The organism is Thermostichus lividus PCC 6715 (genome assembly GCF_002754935.1).
Lineage (GTDB): Bacteria > Cyanobacteriota > Cyanobacteriia > Thermosynechococcales > Thermosynechococcaceae > Thermosynechococcus > Thermosynechococcus lividus.
Genome location: NZ_CP018092.1, coordinates 1,042,454 through 1,062,458 on the forward strand (window position 1 = coordinate 1,042,454; position 20,005 = coordinate 1,062,458).

Here is a 20,005-nt window from a genome sequence, read left to right on the forward strand (position 1 = left end):
TAATTAAGGCATGAGAGTGTGTGGAGCTATGCGTGTGCTACGTTTGCCCCTGCAACCCCTTTGGCAACAACTCGCTGGCTGGCCCATTTGGCAGCCAACGCGCTTGGCGATCGCCGGCTCAGTGGTATTCCACGGCATTATCCTCGCCTTAGTGAGGGTGCCTGACACCACACCAGCGCCGATCGATATCAACGAAACGGTCGAGTTAATGAGCATTCCCGCAGAGCTAGAAGCCGATCTACCCTCCATTGAACCGCTGCTCCCCACGGAATTACCTGCCATCGAGAGTGTGCCGCCCCCCCTACCCTTTACAGGCATTGAACCGCCGCCCCTCACGTTTAGTCCCCTCCCGCCGCTGCCGCCCTTACCTCCCTTGGCAGACCTGCCGCCGCCCCCCCCGTTGACGTTTCAGCCCCTGCCGTCCCCTTGGCAGCTACCACCACCTGCCCGCCCGCGACCGGATACCGGCACGCCTGAACAAGACGTGGCCACTGCTCCAGAGCTTGCACCACCTTCGCCGGCTCCGCCGCCCCAAGAACCACTGGCCACCACAGACGGGGAAGCCGCCGCTGCCCTCTCCCGCTGGTTTAATCAGACCCGCCTCACCCTCAATACCACCAATATTCGGATTAACCTCAGCCAGCGAGTGACCGATCTGTACCCCCCCGACGCCTGTGGCGATCGCCTGCAAGGGCAAGCCACCGTCGCCGCTGTGATTACCCCCGACGGTCAACTGCTGCCTGCCAATGCTGCCCCAGAGACCGGACTGCTCACCCAAAACCCGCAGATTATCCGCACTAGTGGCTCAACACTGCTGGATCAGGCGGCAATCGCCGCGGTGAAACAGCAAACCTTCTCGGCCACAGGGCAATACCAAGCCTTAGCCATCACCTTTGACTTTCAGTACCGCCCAGAGGTCTGTACTGCAACCCGCCCCACACCTACGCCCCAAGCACCCCCCCCTGCCCGCGAAGCCGCCCCCATCCCCCACTCATCGCCTACACCACCTGCGTCCACGCCCCAGTCATCACCGACACCAGAACCGCCGCCACCTGCACCAAGCACCAGTGAAGCCCCTCCCAGCCCCGAGGCGAGTCCAGAGGCTGACTCTGCTATGCCTGAGTAATATTTCTTAAAAAAGTTGAGTCTTATAGGAGTGATGTGGGCGGGCTAAAACCCCTCCGCTTTAGCGAGGGGATACAGCCAACTCAGGGGGCTTTAGCCCTCTCTATGTGTTAAACTAGAGACGTGGAAAGTAGGCGTATCAACTACGCGAAGAAACATCCTAGTACGGAGAAATCCCGGCAAGTAAGTCACTACCGCTTTGGCGGCAAGCCTAAACCACTGCAAGCAATGGCAGGATGTTGAGCGTATCGAATTGGCTAGTGTTGAAAAGCGCGAAACCACGAACCGAAACATAAACGTAGTCCCAATAGCAGAAATGCTTGAGGTGAGTAGGGGGTCTTTGACTGCCCCCACCCGCATTAAGTTGTGGGTGACAGCTCAAGGGAAAAGCGAAGCAACGCGGCTTCAGCCCGTTGCGTAGCATCCTTTGGGAATCCCCTCTCTTTCAAGGAGGGGAGAAGTCAATAACATAAATCTCGACAGAGATGGTATGGAAAATTACAATTTAGAAGCACCATCATTGCCTTACGAGGTCGGCCTGTGCAAGCAACTGGAGCCTACATCCTAATAGATACCTTGTGTCGTCATGGCGTTAAGCATATCTTTGGCTACCCTGGTGGGGCAATTTTACCAATTTACGATGAGCTATACCGTGCTGAATCCCGCGGGGCGATCCAGCACATTTTAGTCCGCCATGAGCAGGGAGCGGCTCACGCTGCCGATGGCTATGCCAGAGCAACGGGGCAAGTTGGGGTGTGTTTTGGCACGTCTGGTCCTGGTGCCACAAACTTGGTCACCGGCATTGCCACTGCCCACATGGACTCCATACCGCTATTAGTGATCACCGGTCAAGTGCCTCGCTCTGCCATTGGCACCGATGCCTTTCAAGAAACGGACATTTACGGCATTACGCTCCCTATTGTTAAGCACTCCTACGTGGTTCGCGATGCCAAGGATATGGCGCGCATCATCGCTGAGGCCATCTATATTGCCACCACAGGCCGTCCGGGGCCAGTTCTTGTCGATATTCCCAAAGATGTGGGCTTAGAGGTGTGCGACTACGAGCCGGTAGAGCCAGGGCAGGTTAAGCTGCGAGGGTATCGTCCGACCATTCGCGGCAATGTGCGTCAAATTGCCCAAGCCGCGCAACTGATTCGCGAGGCCAAACGACCGCTGCTGTACGTTGGGGGTGGCGCAATTACAGCAGCAGCACATGATGAAATTTACCAACTTGCTGAGCTGTTTCAAATTCCAGTCACCACAACCCTAATGGGTAAAGGTGCCTTTCCAGAATCTCATCCACTCTCACTGGGAATGCTGGGGATGCACGGCACCGCCTATGCGAACTTTGCGGTGAGCGAGTGCGACCTGCTCATTGCGGTGGGGGCACGGTTTGACGATCGCGTTACCGGCAAACTGGATGAGTTTGCCTCGCGAGCAAAGGTCATTCACATTGACATCGATCCGGCGGAGGTGGGTAAAAACCGCGTCCCGGAGGTGCCCATTGTTGGCAGTGTCAAGCCAGTGCTACAGCAACTTCTGCACCATATCAACGAAACAGGCGTTCCCCCGGAACCGATGACCCATGGGTGGCTAGCGCGCATTAAGGCGTGGAAAGAAGATTACCCCTTAGTGGTGCCGCATCCTAGCGGGGAACTGTCTCCCCAAGAAGTGATTGTGGCCTTTGGCCGTCATGCTCCCGATGCGTTTTATACAACGGATGTGGGGCAACACCAAATGTGGGCTGCCCAATTTTTGAAAAATGGCCCGCGGCGATGGGTCTCTAGTGCCGGCTTGGGGACAATGGGCTTTGGACTGCCTGCGGCAATGGGGGTTAAGGTTGCACTGCCCAATGAGCAGGTGATCTGCATCAGTGGTGATGCTAGCTTTCAAATGAACTCCCAAGAATTGGCCACCCTTGCCCAGTACGGTATTGCGGTGAAGACAGTGATTATTAATAACTTCTGGCAGGGAATGGTGCGGCAGTGGCAGCAGGCCTTCTATGAAGAGCGCTACTCCCACTCCAATATGGCCAAGGGAATGCCAGATTTTATTAAGTTGGCGGAGGCCTACGGTGTCAAAGGATTGCGGGTGAGCGATCGCCACAATCTGGACGACATTATTCAAGAGGTGCTGACCTACGATGGCCCAGTCTTGCTAGATGCCCACGTGACCCGGGATGAAAACTGCTATCCGATGGTGGCTCCCGGCAAAAGCAACGCCCAAATGCTGGGCTTACCGGAGCAAGCAACCCTCGAAAAAGCGGCCGAGCTAGTGTACTGTACGAACTGCGGTGCCAAGACGATTTCTAGCCATCGCTTTTGCCCTGAATGTGGCAGCAAGCTTTAGCCAAGTTCTAACCAGTTGAGTAGCTGAGCCATTGCCCAACCTAGGTAATTGGCGACCCCATAGCCAAGGAGGCCAAGGGTGATGCCAACCCCCAGTAGGGCTGGCTGGTGGCGACCGCTCGCTTGAGCTGCAGCAGTGGTAGGCCCCCCCACCGCCGCTTGGGAGGCTAAGGCCAGTAATTCAACATCCAGTTTGAATAGATACCCCAGCCCAGAGATCACCACCCCATGGCTAAACACAATGGTGGCGGCAAACAGCACAATCTCAACCCCCACAGGCACTAACGAGGGCAGATGGGTTCCCGCGCCAATGACGGTAAAAAAGAGATTGAGACTAAACATGCCAAGGGCACCGGTACCACGGAGGTAGCGTACCCACTGGAATTGGGCAATGGCTACACTTAGGGTAGTGAGCCAAACCACTGTTGGGATGACCGGCCAAAATTGATGTAGCGCTGTAGCCAGCACTAAAACTCCCATGCCTAAGCTCAGGAGAATGGCTAAATCGAGGGGGGCGATCGCCGAGGCTGTGGGCAAGGGCGATAAAGCTAAGGCGTCTGTTGCTGAGCGCTGCGGATAAAACCGTGCCAAGACTGAGGGCAGCGTTAAGGTGAAGCCCAACCATACTGCCGTGAGTAGGTTATCTGCGGTCGTTGCTGCGGTAAAGAGCAGATCAGTGAGGTTCAGGGCACGCCCGACACTCACAAAATTTAAACTGCCACCAATGTAACTTGCTGCTAAGCTACCCGCCAGCCGTGGGGTGTCGCCACCAAAGCGACTGTGAAACAGGAGGCTCGCCAGTAGCGCCCCCATCAAGGTGCCCACAGCCGCAATGCCAAAGGCTAACAAGGCCGATCGCCCCAAGCGGCGCACATCCTGCAAATTCACAAGCAACAGTAACCAGACAATGGCTAAGGAGGTCACTGGCCCATAGATGGTGTCATAGACAGCAGACTGTTGGGGAATGACCCCTAAGTTGGCACACAAGGCCGCTAGGAGCAAAATAATTAAGGATCCCCCCACCCGTGCTGCCCAACGATAGCGGTGCTCCAGCCACAGCCCCAAGGCAGTCAGGGTGAGTAAAATGCCCCAAAGGGTGAGGCTCTCATCCATGGGAAGCCACCTCTGGCATGGGTTGCCCTAAGCGGGTGGGTTGCTCGTAAACTCGCCGCAGGGTATTCACATCCCGCTGAGAAATGGGCGGTGGATCCGCTACTTGGGCAAAATAGAGAGCATCCGTGGGCAGGGGACTATGCCCCCAAATACCGAGGGCATGACCCAACTCATGGCGCAGAGCCGCCAGCACATAGCGGGGGGCTTGGGTGGGTCGCACCACCACCCGAACCCGATGCCGCAGTAGGCCGTTGCTATCCACAAACAGTTCATAGCTGGTTTCCGCCGCTCGGACACGACGGTTGTTTTGGTCGCTGGGGCGCTCAGACTGGAGGCGAATATTGGCCGTAGCGGTTGGCGGCACAATTTGCAGTGGCAGATAGGCCGACCATTCGGCAACAGCTTGCTGGGCTGCCTGTGCCCATAGGTTATTGGGATCCCGCGGCGGGGGGTCAATGGCCACGGTCACCGGAAAGGCTGTCCACAGCAGATACCCCACTTCCAACGGCTGTACCTCGGTAAAATAGTCGTCCCCCGCCGGAGGCAGAGCTGCAAGGGAGCTAGGCAAGGGATAGGTGGTAAGGGGGGTAAGGCAAGATTTTGGCGGGCAAGGGAGGGGGAGCTACCGCTGAGGACAACCCCCACAGCAACGATGAGGGCAATTACCGAAAACCGCCAGCGCGATCGCATCTCTCCTCCTTAGCACCCGCTCAAAAATGGCCAGCCCGGAAAGCGCCAGAGGACAATGGGGATAGCAACGGTCCAGAAAAAGGCATTCCCAAGCGCCAGTTGCCCCGACAGATTCATGGGTAATTGGAGTAGCCCTTGCAACAACCACCGATCTAAGGGCAACACCAGCACCCACATCAGGCAGACTAGCGCCAGACCCAACCAGAATATCGACCAGCGGGCATTGGTGTTAATGTTCTCAAAAAAGGTACGACTCACCAGTTCCTCTAAAAGTGCCGTAGTCCCAGAGCGGTATTGTCCGCCGGTGGCTTGGGTCGCGGCTGCCAGTTGTGGCGCATACTCCCCGACAACAATGGCATTAATTTTAATCCCTTGCCCTTGGGCTGAGGTGACGACAGCGGTATCCACGGGTGCTGCGCCATCGGTAATGATCAGTAATTCACGGCAGCGGTTAGAAACCTGTTGCAGTTGCTGGGTGGCGGTGGCGATCGCCCCCGATAGGTTCGTGGCGCTGGGGTCCACCTGAGCTAAAAGATCGCTGCGGTTGAGCGCCTGATCGAGTTGTGTCAGCAAGACATCGGCCTTGGTTTCAAAGCGTGGGGTTAAAAAGACCACATTGCGGCCAAAGCCATGGATCATGATGGCATTGGGGTTAGCCAACTCCCGCTGATTGCGTTGCAGATAGAGTTTGGCCGCGGCTACCTGCTGCGCCATCACCGTTTGGGGCTGGTTAAACTGTAAGGGATTGTCCCCAAAGGTGCTGCCACTCAAATCCAAGGAAAGCACCACCGCCACACTGGGGCGACCCCACCCCAACAGCGTAAACAGAAGCGCCAAGAGCAGGCACCCCGTCAGCAGGATCAGGGGAATTTGAAAGAGGGGATAAGACCACAGGGGTCGTCGTTGACGATACATGGGGCTACTGGGTGTCAAGGGTTCCCCTAAACACTGCGACGGCAGGTCCGGTCATATACAGATGTTGACTGTGAACATCCCAGCGAATATGCAGATCACCGCCGGGTAGTTCAACCGTGGCTTGGGCTTGCCCTGCTGCATCGGCTTTGAGTCGCCCGGTGAGTACCGCCGCAACAACCGTGGCACAGGCACCGGTACCGCAGGCAAGGGTCATCCCCGCCCCCCGCTCCCAGACGCGCATGCGCAGGCGATCGCCCCCCAGCACTTGGACAAACTCAGTATTCGTGCGCTGGGGAAACACAGCATGGTGCTCAAACAGTGGCCCTAGCGTCTCTAAGGGAATAGCGGCTACATCTTCTACAAAGGTGACACAGTGCGGATTCCCCATACTCACACAGGTTACCAGCCAAGGGCGATCGGCCACCGTCAAGGGCACCTCGATCACTTTGGCATCTGGAGCGGTTAGGGTAGTGGGGATTTGTTGCGCCAGCAGTTGTGGTGTCCCCATATCCACTGTCACTTGACCGTCTGCTTGAATGTGGGGCACCATCACCCCCGCTAGGGTGTCAATGCGGTAGCTGACGGTTTCACCGCAGGTGCGGCCTTCCAGTTCAAAAATAAACTTGGCCAGACAGCGAATGCCATTGCCACACATTTCGGCAACGGAGCCATCGGCATTGTACATCCGCATTTGGTAGTCACAGTCGCCAGTGCCCGCCAGTAGGAAAATTACCCCGTCGGCACCCACCCCAAAATGGCGATCGCACCAGTGGCGAGCCTCCTGTGGCGAAAGACGAAGGGTCGGCTGCTGACGATTGTCTAAGAGTAGGAAATCGTTACCTAGCCCTTGGTACTTCTGAAAAGATAGGCTCATAGAATTGTAGAGGAACTAGAGGAGAACCCATGACTGACGAATTCCAGACGGGATTACCCAGTATCCGCCAGCTACAGACCTTAATTAAAGATAGCACTGAGGTTGAGGTGAAACTGATCACAAGTGATCTAGTGGTGGGAAAGGTGCGCTGGCAAGACGCAAACTGCCTGTGCGTGGTGGATCACTATGACCAACCAACGATTATTTGGAAGCAAGCCATTGTCTTTATTAAGCCGAAACTGACTTAGGGAGCTGGGGAGCTTGCCAGTGGCCAGAGGGCTAGCCCCGCCTTCAGTGCTGCATGATACACCACCTGCCATGGCTGCTGATGCTGCCGTGCTAGGGCGGCACAGTCTTCATACTCCGGCTGCACATTGAGGGGGTGTCCGTGACCATCGGTGGCTAATTTCAGCCGCACCTCGCCAAACGGGGTAGTCACGGTTTTGATCTGCCGCTGGAGGACATAGCGATCTTGCACTTGGCGGCGCAGCCCTAGGGTCGTGGTTTCCCGAAAGAGGGTCTGAACACAGGCGGCTTCGGCACTGAGAGGACACAGTACGGTCAGGAGCACCCCAAGGCGTGACTTTTTCATTGTAATGGCTTGACAGAAGACCTCCACCGCACCAGCGGCATAGAGTTGCTCTATCGCGTAGGCTAAGGCTTGGGGCGGCAGGTCATCCAGTTGGGTTTGCAACTCCACAATGGTGGTGGGGGTTGGCGGTTGGCTGTTGGGGGTTTCGCCTAACCACAGGCGAAGGAGGTTCGGCAGCGGTAACTCATGGCTGCCAGCGCCTAAGCCTACTCGCTCTAAGGTCATGGCGGGTGGGGTGCCAAATCCTTGGCTAAGGGCACAGACAATGGCGGCACCCGTGGGGGTCACCAGTTCGTTCGCAATCCCGTTGCTGTAAACCGGCACCCGATAGGCTTGCCAGAGTTGCAAGACCGCTGGCACGGGCACCGGCAGTTGACCATGGGCGGCCCGTACTGTCCCGCCACCGGTGGGCAAGGGCGAGCAGTAGATCTGCTCAATGCCGAGGTAATCTAGCCCTAAACAGGTGCCAACAATATCTACTAGGGCATCCACGGCACCGACTTCGTGGAAGTGAACGGCAGTGGGGGCAATGCCATGAACGGCACCTTCGGCGATCGCCAAGGCTTCAAACACCCGTAAACTCCAGTCGCGGGCGCGATCGGGCAAATCTGCGGCTAAAATCTGCGCCTGAATGTCTGGCCAATGGCGGTGGTGCGGATGGCTGTGCTCGTGAAGCTGGACGTGAGCCTTCAGACCCCGCTGCCCTTTTCGCTGCACGGTTTCAGTGGTTAAGGTAAACTCTGCTGCAATCCCCAGCTTTGCCAGTTGCCCGTGCAAGTAGTCAAGGGGAACGCCACCATCGATCAGCGCCCCAAGGCACATATCCCCAGCAATTCCCGCTGGGCAGTCGAAGTAGGCAACGTTCATAGAACCTCCGAAATACCCTAACGCTGGGCTAGAAGTTACCCGCTAAGGCCGCTTCACAGCGATCGCACAACTGGGGATGGGTTGCAGAGCGCCCTACACTCTCGGCATAATTCCAGCACCGGACGCACTTGGTCCCGCTGGCGGTGCCTACGCCAACCCATAGCTCCGGTTGCTCAAGGGTGTAGCTCAAGCTGAGCGATCGCGGCTGCGGCATCACCTCCACTTGTGAGACTAAAAATAGATAGCGGAGTTCATCCACACCATTACCCGCCAAGGCATCGGCACTGTTCATGGCCTCGAGGCGATCGCGCAGGTCTGGGTTGGCCACGTACAGCCACACCTTGGCTTCGAGGGACGAGCCAATGGCCTTTTCAGCGCGCGCCTGCTCCAGTACCTTGTTGACCTCTGAGCGCAACTGTCGCAGCACCTCCCAGCGGCTCGCCAAGGGTGGGTCGCGCCACTGATCCGCACGCTGTACCCAGCCACTTTGAAACACCGATGTGTAGGGCGTGGCAAACGGTAAGTGCTGCCAAATATCTTCTGCCAAGTGGGGCAGCACCGGGGCGATCGCCCGCGCCAGATTTTGTACCGTAATAGCAAGCACCGTTTGGCAGCTACGGCGGCGATCGCTGGCAGGGGCACTAATGTACAAGCGATCCTTGGCAATATCCAGATAAAAATTTGACAAATCCACCGTGCAGAGGTTCTGAATGGTTTGGAAGAACCGGTAAAACTGGTAGCTGTCAAAGGCTGCCGTCACTTCGCTAAACACCTCATGGAGGCGGTGCAGCATATAGCGATCCAGTTCTGGCAACTGAGCGTAGGGCACAGCATCCTGCTGTGGGTCGAAATCGTAGAGGTTACCCAGTAAAAAGCGCGCTGTATTGCGAATTTTGCGATAGATATCCGCCAACTGCTTCAGAATCGTTTTGCCAATGGGCACATCATTGGCATAGTCCACCGAGGACACCCACAGCCGCAAAACATCCGCACCGTAGGCCGGGTCTTGCTTTTGGTTTTTGCCGCCCTCAATTACCTCGCGCGGATCCGTGACATTGCCCAAGGATTTACTCATCTTGCGCCCCTGCTCATCCAAGACAAAGCCGTGGGTGAGCACCGATTTGTAGGGAGCGTGCCCCTGCACCGCCACCCGGGTCAGCAGCGATGACTGGAACCACCCCCGATGCTGATCCGAGCCTTCGAGGTATAGATCCGCTTGCTGCTCCCCTAGAACTGCTGCCCAGGATGAGCCGGAGTCAAACCACACATCCATGGTATCGGTGCCCTTTTCGTAGCGATCTGCCTGATCTTGCAGGGCGGGGGGCAATAGCTCCGCCACCGAGAGTTCCCACCAAGCATCAGACCCCCGCTGGCGAATGATGGCTTGGACATGGGCAATGGTGTCTGCCGTGAGCAGGGGGTCACCGGTCACCTTGTCATAAAACACCGGAATGGGTACCCCCCAACTGCGCTGCCGCGAAATACACCAGTCGGATCGCTCCGCCACCATGGCGGTAATGCGATTTTCCCCTTGCGCCGGAATCCACCTCACCTCGGCGATCGCCGCGAGGGCAGCATCGCGAAACCCCGCTACCGAAGCAAACCATTGCTCCGTTGCTCGAAAGATCGTGGGTTTTTTGGTTCGCCAGTCGTAGGGATACTTGTGAACGTAAGGCTCTTCTTTAAGAAGGGCGCCGGCAGCCTCTAAAGCCACAATAACCGCCTCATTCCCCTCTTTGAGGACATTCAGGCCAGCGAACTGACCCGCCTCCGCCGTGAAACAGCCATCTGCATCCACCGGGGACAGAATGGGCAGGCCGTAGCGTTGACCAACGGCGTAGTCCTCCAGTCCATGACCGGGAGCCGTATGTACTAAGCCGGTACCGGAGTCCGTTGTCACATAGTCACCGCCGATAACGATTTTGCTCTGGCGATCGTACAGGGGGTGCTGATAGCGGGTATGTTCGAGATCGGCACCCTTGGCGGTAGTCACCACGGTTAAGGTTGTGCCTAGGGTTTGACTGAGGGACGGCACTAAGTCGTGCGCCACAATCAGGTAAGCGTGGCGCTTTGCTGGCGCTACCCGTACCAGAGCATAGGTCAAGTCGGGGTTGACGCTCACCGCTAGGTTCGCTGGCAAAGTCCACGGTGTTGTCGTCCAAATGGCAACCCCCATCTGCCCGAGTGCTTCATACCAAGCTGCGGCCAACCCTTGGGGGAGCTCCAGTACGTCAAAGGCAGCGTACACACTGCGGGACGTATGGCCTTCAGGATATTCCAGTTCTGCTTCCGCAAGGGCAGTTTTGGAACTGGGGCTCCAATGCACGGGCTTCAGACCGCGGTAGATATAGCCCCGCAGTACCATTTCCCCAAACACCCCAATTTGTGCTGCTTCGTACTCAGGTGAGAGGGTGAGGTAGGGGTGCTGCCAGTCTCCCCACACACCGTAGCGCTGAAAGCTCCGTTTTTGTTCAGCAACGGTTTTGAGGGCAAACTCCTTGGCGCGCTGCCGCAGGGAGAGGGGGGTAAGGTTCTGGCGTTCTTCAGCACTTAGGGTTTGCAGTACTTTGAGTTCAATCGGCAAGCCGTGGCAGTCCCAGCCGGGGCGGTAGTGAACTTTGCGCCCTTGGAGGAGCTGATATTTATTGATAATGTCTTTAAGAATTTTATTGAGGGCATGGCCAATATGAAGGGCACCGTTGGCGTAGGGCGGACCATCGTGAAGGATAAATACCTCGCCCGGATTGTGCTGTTGCAGCCGTTCATAGATCTGCTGTTGTGCCCAAAAGTCTTGCAGTTGGGGTTCACGGGTGGGTGCATTCGCCCGCATCTCAAAGGTCGTCTGTGGCAGATTTACCGTATCTTTGTAGTCTGTTGCGGGGTCAGCCATGGCAGCGGGCAGGTTTTAGAATAACAGCAGGATAACGTGCCCTTCAATTGTAGGGGAAGTGATCGGGCACGCTCAAGCTATCAAGAGGGATCAAAGGCAGGCGTGATTTCTGTTCTTGGGTTAGATGTAGGGCGCAAACGGATTGGGGTGGCGGGCTGCGATCGCCTCGGGCAGCTTGCGACCGGCTTAAGAACGATTCAGCGCCGCAGCTTTGCCCACGACCTTGAGCAACTCCGGCAACTGTGTCAGGAGCGGCAGGTCGAACGCCTCGTGGTGGGGCTACCCTACACCCTCAACGGTGAGCTGGGATCCCAAGCGCGGCAGGTACAGCACTTGGCAGAACGCTTTGGCAAGGCGCTTGACTTGCCGGTGGAGTACGTGGATGAACGGCTGACCTCCTTTCAAGCCGAAGAGATTCTCAAGCAGCGGGGGCGATCGCCGCGGCGGGAAAAAGCCCTTGTAGATCAAATTGCGGCGGCGTTAATTTTGCAGCAGTGGCTTGACGCACTCAAGCAGCCTGTGCAAACGACGGTAGCAACGCCTAGGCCGACGGCGGCAGAGAGAGATTGAAGCCGTGAATTTGCCACCAACGCACATTTTCCGCCTCAAAGCGACCATCTACATCCACTCTGACTGAAAAGTCAAACCATGCGGCTGGTGGGATATTGATTCCCCACAGGCGATCGCTGCCGAGAACCACACTCACTAAGCACTGCAAAAATCCGCCGTGGGAAATACACCACACACAGTGCTCATCCTCGTGTTTGCGTAGGTGCTTCCACGTTTGTTTGGCCCGCTGCCATGCCGCTGCCATCGACTCCGCTTCGGGAATCGGCACAAGACAGTCCTGCTCCTCCAACTCATTACAGAGATGCGGCTGCTGTTCCTGAGCTTGCGCCCAAGTCAGACCGGTAAAAACCCCCTGATCAATCTCAATTAAGTCCGCCAATTCCTGAATCTTTAAGCCAGAGATTGGGTTCATGAGGCGAGCCGCCTCACAACAGCGCTGCAGCGGACTGGTATAGATAAAATCCGGCGGGGGCAAAATCTCCCGTAGCGCAAGGGCTTGCTGGCGACCCCGCTGTGTGAGGGGAACATCCTGCCGCCCTAGCATCACGCCAGTGTCATTCCCCACCGCTTCACCATGGCGGACTAAAATTAAGCGCATTTTGCCCTCCCCTGAATATCATGACTCGCGGTAAAATTGGCAATTGCTCCACTCCTCGGTAGAATTATCGTACTGAGTGGCTGCTCTCGATGGCTGGCCACAGATTTATTTACATTTGATTGATTGCATACCTGTGCCCGTAATCGCCCCTCCCATTCGTCCTGCTTGGCATGGCTTAATTCACGCCTACGGTGACTTTTTGCCCGTCAGCGATCGCACCCCCATTGTGACCCTTTATGAAGGGAACACGCCCCTGATTCCGGTGCCCCGCATTGCTGAGCGGGTGGGTCGGAATGTTTCAGTATATGTCAAGTACGACGGCCTTAATCCCACCGGTAGCTTCAAGGATCGCGGTATGACCATGGCGATCTCTAAAGCCAAGGAGGCGGGAGCGGAAGCAGTGATTTGCGCTAGTACTGGGAATACCTCCGCAGCAGCAGCGGCCTATGCGCGGCGGGCGGGTCTGCGCGCCTATGTCCTCGTCCCGGAAGGCTATGTGGCTCAGGGCAAGCTGGCTCAGGCATTGCTCTATGGTGCTGAAGTGATTGCCATTGAAGGGAACTTTGACCAAGCCCTTGACATTGTGCGGGTGATGGCCGATACCTACCCCATTACCCTAGTGAACTCTGTCAATCCCTATCGCCTTGAAGGGCAAAAAACCGCAGCCTTTGAGGTGGTGGATAGCTTGGGCAATGCCCCCGATTGGCTGTGCATCCCCATGGGCAATGCTGGCAATATTACCGCCTATTGGATGGGCTTCTGTCAGTATCGTGAACAAAATCGCTGCGATCGCCTCCCCCGCATGATGGGTTTTCAAGCAGCGGGATCTGCCCCCCTCGTCAACGGTGCCGTGGTTGTGCATCCAGAAACCGTGGCTACCGCCATTCGCATTGGCAACCCCGCCAATTGGCAGCGGGCGATCGCCGTCAAGGAGGCCAGCCAAGGGGCTTTTAATGCCGTCACCGATGCTGAAATCCTCACGGCTTACTGCCTATTAGCCTCTGAAGAAGGCATTTTCTGTGAACCGGCCAGTGCTGCCTCTGTGGCAGGCTTACTCAAATTAGCCGATCAGGTGCCCAGCGGTGCCACCGTCGTTTGTGTGCTGACCGGCAATGGCCTGAAGGATCCGGACACGGCCTTGCAGCAGGAGAGCGATCGCTTTCATCGCCACATCGACCCAAGCGAAGCCACCGTCGCTAAAGTCATGGGGTTTTAATCACCTCCTAGGAGCCAAGCCAACAGCAGCAAGAAGGATCCCCACAGCACAACGCTGGGAAGATGGACCCAGCCAAAAAACTCCATGGGAACACTCACAAACAGTTGAGTCAGCAGGATGCTGATGTAGCACAGAGCACTCAACAGAACCAGAAAAACCATGGCTCATACCTAGCTAGGCGTTGCCATAGATGGGGATCGCTGCGCCACTGATTGCCCCTGCACTCTCGGAAATGAGATAGGCAATCAGTTGACCAATGGCTGTTGGCGGCACCCACATCGCGGCTTGGTCGCTCCCCATCGCAGCACGGTTGTTGGGGGTATCGATAATACTGGGAAGAATTACATTGGCAGTAATGTTCATCCCTTTGGTTTCAGCAGCGATCGCCCGCGTGAAGGCCACAACAGCGGCTTTGGCAGCACAGTAGGCGGCCAACTCAGCCGTGGGTTCCACCGCCCCGCGTGAACCAATCGTGACAATTCGACCGTAGTGTTGGGGCTGCATCCGTTTAAGGGCGTGTTTACACACTAGGAAGGTGGTTTCAACGTTGAGGGCGAAGCTGTGCTGCCAATCACTCAAGGCAACGTTAGCCGTCGCGCCCATGCTAAAGCCCCCCACTAAATGAACCACTGCATCGAGTTGGGGCATACGATTAATCAGTGCGGCTACTTCACTTTCGTTGTTGAGGTCGGCAGCGACAAAGCGGACATTGGCCAGCTCTGCTGCGGCCAGTTGCTGCTCAAGGTGCTCCCGTCCCACCGCATCAATGTAGGGAATGGTGAGGGTATAGCCCTGAGCCAGTAATACCGGAGCTACCCCTTGACCTAAGCCGCCCGTGCCACCCGTTAACAGGACGGATCGATGCCCTAGCCCACTCATTTTGCACTCCTTACGTTTAGTTGCCGTGCTTTATAAAACGTTTGCAAACTGTGGCGATCGCCCACAAATCGCCAATGCCACGGTTCATAGCTAACCCCTTGCGAATTGCTCTCAGGGAACGATAGTTCAAAGCTAAAGCGAGCAGCATTCACCGCTAACCACTGAAAGGCCGGGGTTTGCTCAAAGGCCACGCTAAGATGAGTGTCGGGCTGGCTGGCATCGCCAATATCAATGGCATACCCTGTATGGTGTTCACTGTAGCCCGGCGGCGCACTCACTAAGGCACGCTCACTCGTTCGTTGTCCTCGCTGTTCCTTCACCTGAAAAAAGAGATAATCTTGATCCTGCTTAGAGCGGAAGCCCGAAAGGGGAACCAGAATAATTCCCTCCTGCTGAGCCGCAGCAACCATGGCTCGAAATCGCTCCGCCGCCGCTCGGCGTAACTGGATCTGGCCGTCGGCACTTACGGGCACTAACTCACTCAGGGGTGCTTCTTCGTAGGGTAAATGCCCCAACAGATTCTCTGTGGGAACCGCAATGGGGTTCCCAACTGCTTCAGCAACGGCTGAGGGTTCCGTAGAACGGCTGAAAACCCAGACACCCCCAGCCATACAACCTAAGCCAATGATGCTGGCGATCGCCCACCGTTTATACAAGGGTTGTTTCTGAAGCCTAACCGCAGAGTCTGTTGGTAAGCGTTCTGCAATAGGAATATCTTGATCCATGCTCACACCCGCTAAGCGTGTTTCCTGTTCACAGGATATATGAGGCTAAGCATACAAGGATTATTTTTCAGTTAGGGTCTATCGGACTTGGTATGCTAATGTAACATGCTATACGAAATCTGAGATATGCAGCTACTTCTAACTGATCTACTCAACCTACCTGGAATTGAGGTTGAAGATTATACCGATGTTGCGGGAGAATTGATTCTTATAGTGGAAGCAAAGACAACCGAGGCGATTTGCCCACGTTGCCAACAAAAAAGTTGTCATTTACACCAGAATCATTGGTATCTAGTGCGAGATTTAAGCATCAGTGGACGAACCGTATTTCTTAAGATCAATCGTCGCCAGTTTAAGTGTCGAACTTGTGGTAAGCCATTCAGTGAAACGCTCGATTTCATCGGCAATCGTCGCAAGCAAACGGATCGATTTGCTCAGTCAATCGTGCAACAGGTTTTGCACAGCGACATTCATAATGTTGCAATTTCAAATGGTCTCACTGATGAAGAAGTATGGTCAATGGTACAGTATGTCAGTAAAAAAAAACTCCACGTCGATGTGAGTTCAGTAAAACGATTAGGTATAGATGAGATTTCCTTAGGTAAAGGACAAGGAGATTACATAGTTGTTTTGGTCGATTTAGAGCGGCGAATTCCCCTTGCCTTTGCGCCTTCTCGTAAGCAGGAAGATGTGAGGCAAGTGCTTGAGGCATGGGGAGCAGCAGTACTCAATCAAATTATTGAGGTGAGCATTGACCTGTCTGGAAACTATAAAAGTTTGGTTCATAAACTCCTACCGAATGCTACGGTGGTTGCCGACCGATTTCATGTTATAAAAATTGTGAATCAGGAATTGGATAAGGCTCGACAAAGTATTTGTAAAGCGAATGAGCAGACGGTAAATGAAGTCCAGAAAGCCCAGATTGCAGCCGCGCTCAAACAAAGTAAATATGCGTTACTGAAGCCGGAGGAAAATCTAACTCAGAAGCAAAAAGCAAAACTGGAAGAAATTCGAGAAGTAGTGCCAAGTCTGGCTCGAATGCATCAGGAGAAGGAATCGTTTAGAGCTATCTTTGAGCAAGCAAAAGATTGGAAAGATGGAACCTTTCAATTGCTCGATTGGTTAGCTCAAGCTCAGGATTCTTTTCAAGAGAGCGTAAGAACAATTTGTCGGTGGTTTGGTGAAGTCACCGCCTATTTTGATAATCACACAAATAGTGATGTTGTTGAAGGTATTAACAATAAATTGAAGCTGATCAAGCGGTCAGGTTATGGGCTCAGGAACTTTGACAATTTTCAGTTACGTTGCTTAATTTGCTGGCATTTAGCTATTGATTAAGCATAACTCGGACGATAGAGCCACTTCAAATAAATTACAAACCCTAAAAGCCTTGATGTAGTTGGCTCCTAGCCTATGGGCGATACTGGACTCGAACCAGTGACCCCTTCCGTGTGAAGGAAGTGCGCTACCACTGTGCTAATCGCCCATTGATTTCCTTAAACAAGAATACTAGTTTAGGTCAATATGGCAAGATTTGCAAGCGTAAACTTCCCCGCCCTAGAAGGGCGAGGCTTTCTGTAGCCCTCCGGCTATCTCGCAAGCTAGCCAGGAGCCTCCAGGCAGCGTTACGGACTGCCCCAAAAGCGCAATATTGATTGCTCCATTTAGGTCTGCATCACCAATCCATCCGCAATGCCCACACTTGAACTTTTTTTCAGTCCTCAGCCCAATATGCAAGCAACAATGGCAGGTTTGACTGGTATAGGCAGGTGGTACAGCAACCACCTCAACTCCTTCCTTCATACCCTTGTATTCCAAGAATTGTCGCAACTGATAGAACGCCCAACTGTTAGACCGTCTCCGCTCGGTCGTGTTTCTCGGTTGCTGGTTGATTCTATCTCGAATGCCTGTCAAATCCTCGATAGCAACAATGGCAGGGTCTATCGGACTTGGTATGCTAATGTAACATGCTATACGAAATCTGAGATATGCAGCTACTTCTAACTGATCTACTCAACCTACCTGGAATTGAGGTTGAAGATTATACCGATGTTGCGGGAGAATTGATTCTTATAGTGGAAGCAAAGACAACCGAGGCGATTTGCCCACGTTGCCAACAAAAAACTTGTCATTTACACCAGAATCATTGGTATCTAGTGCGAGATTTAAGCATCAGTGGACGAACCGTATTTCTTAAGATCAATCGTCGCCAGTTTAAATGTCGAACTTTTGGTAAGCCATTCAGTGAAACGCTCGATTTCATCGGCAATCGTCGCAAGCAAACGGATCGATTTGCTCAGTCAATCGTGCAACAGGTTTTGCACAGCGACATTCATAATGTTGCAATTTCAAATGGTCTCACTGATGAAGAAGTATGGTCAATGGTACAGTATGTCAGTAAAAAAAAACTCCACGTCGATGTTAGTTCATTAAAACGATTAGGTATAGATGAGATTTCCTTAGGTAAAGGACAAGGAGATTACATAGTTGTTTTGGTCGATTTAGAGCGGCGAATTCCCCTTGCCTTTGCGCCTTCTCGCAAGCAGGAAGATGTGAGGCAAGTGCTTGAGGCATGGGGAGCAGCAGTACTCAATCAAATTATTGAGGTGAGCATTGACCTGTCTGGAAACTATAAAAGTTTGGTTCATAAACTCCTACCGAATGCTACGGTGGTTGCCGACCGATTTCATGTTATGAAGATTGTGAATCAGGAATTGGATAAGGCTCGACAAAGTATTTGTAAAGCGAATGAGCAGACGGTAAATGAAGTCCAGAAAGCCCAGATTGCAGCCGCGCTCAAACAAAGTAAATATGCGTTACTGAAGCCGGAGGAAAATCTAACTCAGAAGCAAAAAGCAAAACTGGAAGAAATTCGAGAAGTAGTGCCAAGTCTGGCTCGAATGCATCAGGAGAAGGAATCGTTTAGAGCCATCTTTGAGCAAGCAAAAGATTGGAAAGATGGAACCTTTCAATTGCTCGATTGGTTAGCTCAAGCTCAGGATTCTTTTCAAGAGAGCGTAAGAACAATTTGTCGGTGGTTTGGTGAAGTCACCGCCTATTTTGATAATCACACAAATAGTGATGTTGTTGAAGGTATTAACAATAAATTGAAGCTGATCAAGCGGTCAGGTTATGGGTTCAGGAACTTTGACAATTTTCAGTTACGTTGCTTAATTTGCTGGCATTTAGCTATTGATTAAGCATAACTCGGACGATAGAGCCGCTAGCTGCGAGGCCAAATTAAAAATCGAACCGTGAGAAATAGGGCTGAGACCCCCAGTTGCAGTGCTGTAATGGGAACGCCATAGCGCAAAAACGTCTTAAAGCTAATACGTCGTCCATGGAGTTCGGCAACACCTGCCCCAACAATATTGGCAGAGGCACCCACCAGTGTGGCATTTCCCCCTAGGGTAGCGCCCAGCATCATGGCATAAAACAAGGGCAAAACTGTACTGGGAATATCGCCACCATAGCCAAGGTGGAGAATTTCACTACCGGCGAGGCCAACCTGAACCACGTATTTTTTCAGTAAGGGTACCATCGCCACCACTAACGGAATATTAGGAATCACACTGGACACAATGCCCATCATAAACAACAGCAACAGTGACCCTAAAAAGATATTTTTACCAATCACAAACGCTAAGACTTGCGAAAGTTGGTCAATGATCCCCGTTTTCTCTAGCCCCCCAATCAACACAAATACACTCATGAAAAAGATGAGGGTTCCCCAATCCACATCGCGCAAAATTTGGGTTACCGTATCAATTTTGCTTTGATGGGCAAGGAGCAGGGCAAGTGCCGCCCCCATCAAGGCCACGGCTGGCGGTGACACCTTCACCAACGTGCCATCGCCAATGACAAAAAACACCAAGACAAAGAGGATAATCACTGAGCCAACCGCCAAGGTGCGGGGATGATTAATCTGGGGATGGGGCAACTGATCAAGGCTCTTGAGTTCCTTGCGCCAAATTCGCCGAAACAATACCGGTAAGCACAAAACAATGACAGCGATCGCCAACACCCCCGCCATGCTCATCCGCAGCAGATAATCCGTAAAGCTAAGGTTAATGGCATCCCCAACAATGTAGGTCGCTGGATCCCCCACTAAGGTGAGCAAGCCAGCACTGTTGGAAACAATAACCATTAAAATAATTAGCGGCACAAAATCCACCCCAACCTCCGCCGCCATTGGGGGTAACAGCGGCGCTAGCAGCATGACGGTGGTGGCATTGGGCAGCACCGCACAGATGGGGGTGGTGAGGGCAACAATGCCCAAGAGTAATCGCTTACCTTGTCCTCGGGCTAAAATCACCATTTGCGTGGCAATATAATCAAAAATCTTGGTAGGCTCAAACGCTCGCACCAAGACCATCACGCCAAAAAAAAGGGCAAGGGTGCCATGGCTGCGGCCAATGTAGCTAATGGCCTCTGAGAGGGTCATAATATTCAGAAAAACCAGCAGGATTGCCCCTAAAAAAGCCGCAATGGTGATATTGATCAATTCGGTCATGATCAGGGCGATCACGCCCAAAAAAATGAAACCTGCAACAAGGGGCTGCCAGTGTTGGATAAACATGTTCAATCCTAGCGAATTCAAGGG

18 protein-coding genes, 1 tRNA gene and 1 pseudogene are annotated in these 20,005 nt (G+C 53.9%); 7 read left to right on the plus strand and 13 right to left on the minus strand.

From position 1 onward, the window contains the following. Nucleotides 1-28 precede the first annotated feature (28 nt). Together BRW62_RS05245 and ilvB are read left to right on the plus strand one after the other, a co-directional pair. On the plus strand, nucleotides 29-1,126 hold the full coding sequence (locus BRW62_RS05245; protein WP_099798579.1) for an energy transducer TonB: 1,098 nt from the start codon (nucleotides 29-31) through the stop codon (nucleotides 1,124-1,126). A 539-nt stretch (nucleotides 1,127-1,665) separates the two neighbouring features. Beyond that, complete coding sequence (gene ilvB / locus BRW62_RS05250) at nucleotides 1,666-3,474, plus strand: biosynthetic-type acetolactate synthase large subunit (RefSeq protein WP_099798580.1); 1,809 nt, start codon at nucleotides 1,666-1,668, stop codon at nucleotides 3,472-3,474. Here ilvB and BRW62_RS05255 read toward each other — a convergent pair. From BRW62_RS05255 to dapF, 4 genes are all read right to left on the minus strand, one after another. Continuing rightward, a complete protein-coding gene (locus tag BRW62_RS05255; protein ID WP_099798581.1) occupies nucleotides 3,471-4,586 on the minus strand; it encodes a DUF819 family protein in 1,116 nt (371 codons plus the stop codon). The two genes, ilvB and BRW62_RS05255, sit on opposite strands and share 4 nt — an antisense overlap. Next, on the minus strand, nucleotides 4,579-5,154 hold the full coding sequence (locus tag BRW62_RS05260) for a peptidase (RefSeq protein WP_198406170.1): 576 nt from the start codon (nucleotides 5,152-5,154) through the stop codon (nucleotides 4,579-4,581). Before BRW62_RS05260 ends, BRW62_RS05255 begins: the two co-directional genes overlap by 8 nt. A 131-nt stretch (nucleotides 5,155-5,285) precedes the next feature. Then, the gene (locus BRW62_RS05265) at nucleotides 5,286-6,209 is read right to left on the minus strand and encodes a vWA domain-containing protein (RefSeq protein WP_198406171.1); all 924 of its coding nucleotides are present in this window, start codon (nucleotides 6,207-6,209) and stop codon (nucleotides 5,286-5,288) included. After that, nucleotides 6,196-7,065: a diaminopimelate epimerase gene (gene dapF, locus BRW62_RS05270; RefSeq protein WP_099798583.1), complete on the minus strand. Its 870-nt coding sequence runs from the start codon at nucleotides 7,063-7,065 to the stop codon at nucleotides 6,196-6,198. Before dapF ends, BRW62_RS05265 begins: the two co-directional genes overlap by 14 nt. A 29-nt stretch (nucleotides 7,066-7,094) precedes the next feature. Between dapF and BRW62_RS05275 the strand changes: the two genes are divergently transcribed. Further along, nucleotides 7,095-7,313 carry an Hfq-related RNA-binding protein gene (locus BRW62_RS05275; protein ID WP_099798584.1) on the plus strand — a complete coding sequence of 73 codons (219 nt, stop codon included), beginning with the start codon at nucleotides 7,095-7,097 and terminating at the stop codon, nucleotides 7,311-7,313. Here the strand turns inward: BRW62_RS05275 and larC are convergent. Both larC and ileS read right to left on the minus strand, forming a co-directional pair. Further along, nucleotides 7,310-8,524: a nickel pincer cofactor biosynthesis protein LarC gene (gene larC / locus BRW62_RS05280; RefSeq protein ID WP_099798585.1), complete on the minus strand. Its 1,215-nt coding sequence runs from the start codon at nucleotides 8,522-8,524 to the stop codon at nucleotides 7,310-7,312. The two genes, BRW62_RS05275 and larC, sit on opposite strands and share 4 nt — an antisense overlap. Before the next feature lie 28 nt (nucleotides 8,525-8,552). After that, nucleotides 8,553-11,414 (minus strand): isoleucine--tRNA ligase, encoded by a 2,862-nt coding sequence (ileS, locus tag BRW62_RS05285; RefSeq protein ID WP_099798586.1) that lies wholly within the window; start codon nucleotides 11,412-11,414, stop codon nucleotides 8,553-8,555. 102 nt (nucleotides 11,415-11,516) lie between these two features. On the opposite strand from ileS, the gene ruvX reads away from it, so the two are divergent. Beyond that, nucleotides 11,517-11,984, plus strand: a complete 468-nt coding sequence (gene ruvX / locus BRW62_RS05290) for a Holliday junction resolvase RuvX (protein ID WP_099798587.1) — start codon at nucleotides 11,517-11,519, stop codon at nucleotides 11,982-11,984. On the opposite strand, the gene BRW62_RS05295 is transcribed toward ruvX, so the two are convergent. Next, on the minus strand, nucleotides 11,956-12,582 hold the full coding sequence (locus BRW62_RS05295) for a histidine phosphatase family protein (RefSeq protein ID WP_099798588.1): 627 nt from the start codon (nucleotides 12,580-12,582) through the stop codon (nucleotides 11,956-11,958). The two genes, ruvX and BRW62_RS05295, sit on opposite strands and share 29 nt — an antisense overlap. Before the next feature lie 133 nt (nucleotides 12,583-12,715). On the opposite strand from BRW62_RS05295, the gene thrC reads away from it, so the two are divergent. Next, entirely contained in the window at nucleotides 12,716-13,798 is a 1,083-nt protein-coding gene (gene thrC, locus BRW62_RS05300) for a threonine synthase (RefSeq protein ID WP_376787934.1), read from the plus strand. On the opposite strand, the gene BRW62_RS13045 is transcribed toward thrC, so the two are convergent. From BRW62_RS13045 to BRW62_RS05310, 3 genes are read right to left on the minus strand one after another with little or no spacing between them, the layout of a single operon-like run. Continuing rightward, nucleotides 13,795-13,959: a hypothetical protein gene (locus tag BRW62_RS13045; RefSeq protein WP_157768330.1), complete on the minus strand. Its 165-nt coding sequence runs from the start codon at nucleotides 13,957-13,959 to the stop codon at nucleotides 13,795-13,797. The two genes, thrC and BRW62_RS13045, sit on opposite strands and share 4 nt — an antisense overlap. 13 nt (nucleotides 13,960-13,972) lie before the next feature. Further along, nucleotides 13,973-14,677 (minus strand): 3-oxoacyl-ACP reductase FabG, encoded by a 705-nt coding sequence (fabG, locus tag BRW62_RS05305; RefSeq protein ID WP_099798589.1) that lies wholly within the window; start codon nucleotides 14,675-14,677, stop codon nucleotides 13,973-13,975. Next, nucleotides 14,674-15,402 (minus strand): M15 family metallopeptidase, encoded by a 729-nt coding sequence (locus tag BRW62_RS05310; protein WP_099798590.1) that lies wholly within the window; start codon nucleotides 15,400-15,402, stop codon nucleotides 14,674-14,676. The genes fabG and BRW62_RS05310 overlap by 4 nt, the downstream gene beginning before the upstream one ends. 126 nt (nucleotides 15,403-15,528) lie before the next feature. Here BRW62_RS05310 and BRW62_RS05315 point away from each other — a divergent pair, with 126 nt between their 5' ends. Beyond that, nucleotides 15,529-16,740, plus strand: a complete 1,212-nt coding sequence (locus tag BRW62_RS05315; RefSeq protein ID WP_099798591.1) for an ISL3 family transposase — start codon at nucleotides 15,529-15,531, stop codon at nucleotides 16,738-16,740. Between the two features lie 76 nt (nucleotides 16,741-16,816). Here BRW62_RS05315 and BRW62_RS05320 read toward each other — a convergent pair. Beyond that, nucleotides 16,817-16,888 (minus strand) — tRNA-Val (locus tag BRW62_RS05320). A gap of 71 nt (nucleotides 16,889-16,959) precedes the next feature. Further along, nucleotides 16,960-17,334 (minus strand): annotated as a pseudogene (locus BRW62_RS15110) (RNA-guided endonuclease TnpB family protein); the annotation flags it as partial. Between the two features lie 56 nt (nucleotides 17,335-17,390). Here BRW62_RS15110 and BRW62_RS05330 point away from each other — a divergent pair. Further along, on the plus strand, nucleotides 17,391-18,602 hold the full coding sequence (locus BRW62_RS05330; protein ID WP_099798592.1) for an ISL3 family transposase: 1,212 nt from the start codon (nucleotides 17,391-17,393) through the stop codon (nucleotides 18,600-18,602). 23 nt (nucleotides 18,603-18,625) lie between these two features. On the opposite strand, the gene BRW62_RS05335 is transcribed toward BRW62_RS05330, so the two are convergent. Continuing rightward, a complete protein-coding gene (locus tag BRW62_RS05335; protein ID WP_198406173.1) occupies nucleotides 18,626-19,981 on the minus strand; it encodes an ArsB/NhaD family transporter in 1,356 nt (451 codons plus the stop codon). Between the last annotated feature and the right edge of the window lie 24 nt (nucleotides 19,982-20,005).

Coding starts and splice junctions, on each gene's coding strand:
- BRW62_RS05245 (WP_099798579.1), top strand. CDS start 29: ATGCGTGTGCTACGTTTGCCCCTGCAACCCCTTTGGCAACAACTCGCT.
- BRW62_RS05255 (WP_099798581.1), bottom strand. CDS start 4,586: ATGGATGAGAGCCTCACCCTTTGGGGCATTTTACTCACCCTGACTGCC.
- dapF (WP_099798583.1), bottom strand. CDS start 7,065: ATGAGCCTATCTTTTCAGAAGTACCAAGGGCTAGGTAACGATTTCCTA.
- BRW62_RS05275 (WP_099798584.1), top strand. CDS start 7,095: ATGACTGACGAATTCCAGACGGGATTACCCAGTATCCGCCAGCTACAG.
- larC (WP_099798585.1), bottom strand. CDS start 8,524: ATGAACGTTGCCTACTTCGACTGCCCAGCGGGAATTGCTGGGGATATG.
- ileS (WP_099798586.1), bottom strand. CDS start 11,414: ATGGCTGACCCCGCAACAGACTACAAAGATACGGTAAATCTGCCACAG.
- BRW62_RS05295 (WP_099798588.1), bottom strand. CDS start 12,582: ATGCGCTTAATTTTAGTCCGCCATGGTGAAGCGGTGGGGAATGACACT.
- BRW62_RS13045 (WP_157768330.1), bottom strand. CDS start 13,959: ATGGTTTTTCTGGTTCTGTTGAGTGCTCTGTGCTACATCAGCATCCTG.
- fabG (WP_099798589.1), bottom strand. CDS start 14,677: ATGAGTGGGCTAGGGCATCGATCCGTCCTGTTAACGGGTGGCACGGGC.
- BRW62_RS05310 (WP_099798590.1), bottom strand. CDS start 15,402: ATGGATCAAGATATTCCTATTGCAGAACGCTTACCAACAGACTCTGCG.
- BRW62_RS05315 (WP_099798591.1), top strand. CDS start 15,529: ATGCAGCTACTTCTAACTGATCTACTCAACCTACCTGGAATTGAGGTT.
- BRW62_RS05330 (WP_099798592.1), top strand. CDS start 17,391: ATGCAGCTACTTCTAACTGATCTACTCAACCTACCTGGAATTGAGGTT.
- BRW62_RS05335 (WP_198406173.1), bottom strand. CDS start 19,981: ATGTTTATCCAACACTGGCAGCCCCTTGTTGCAGGTTTCATTTTTTTG.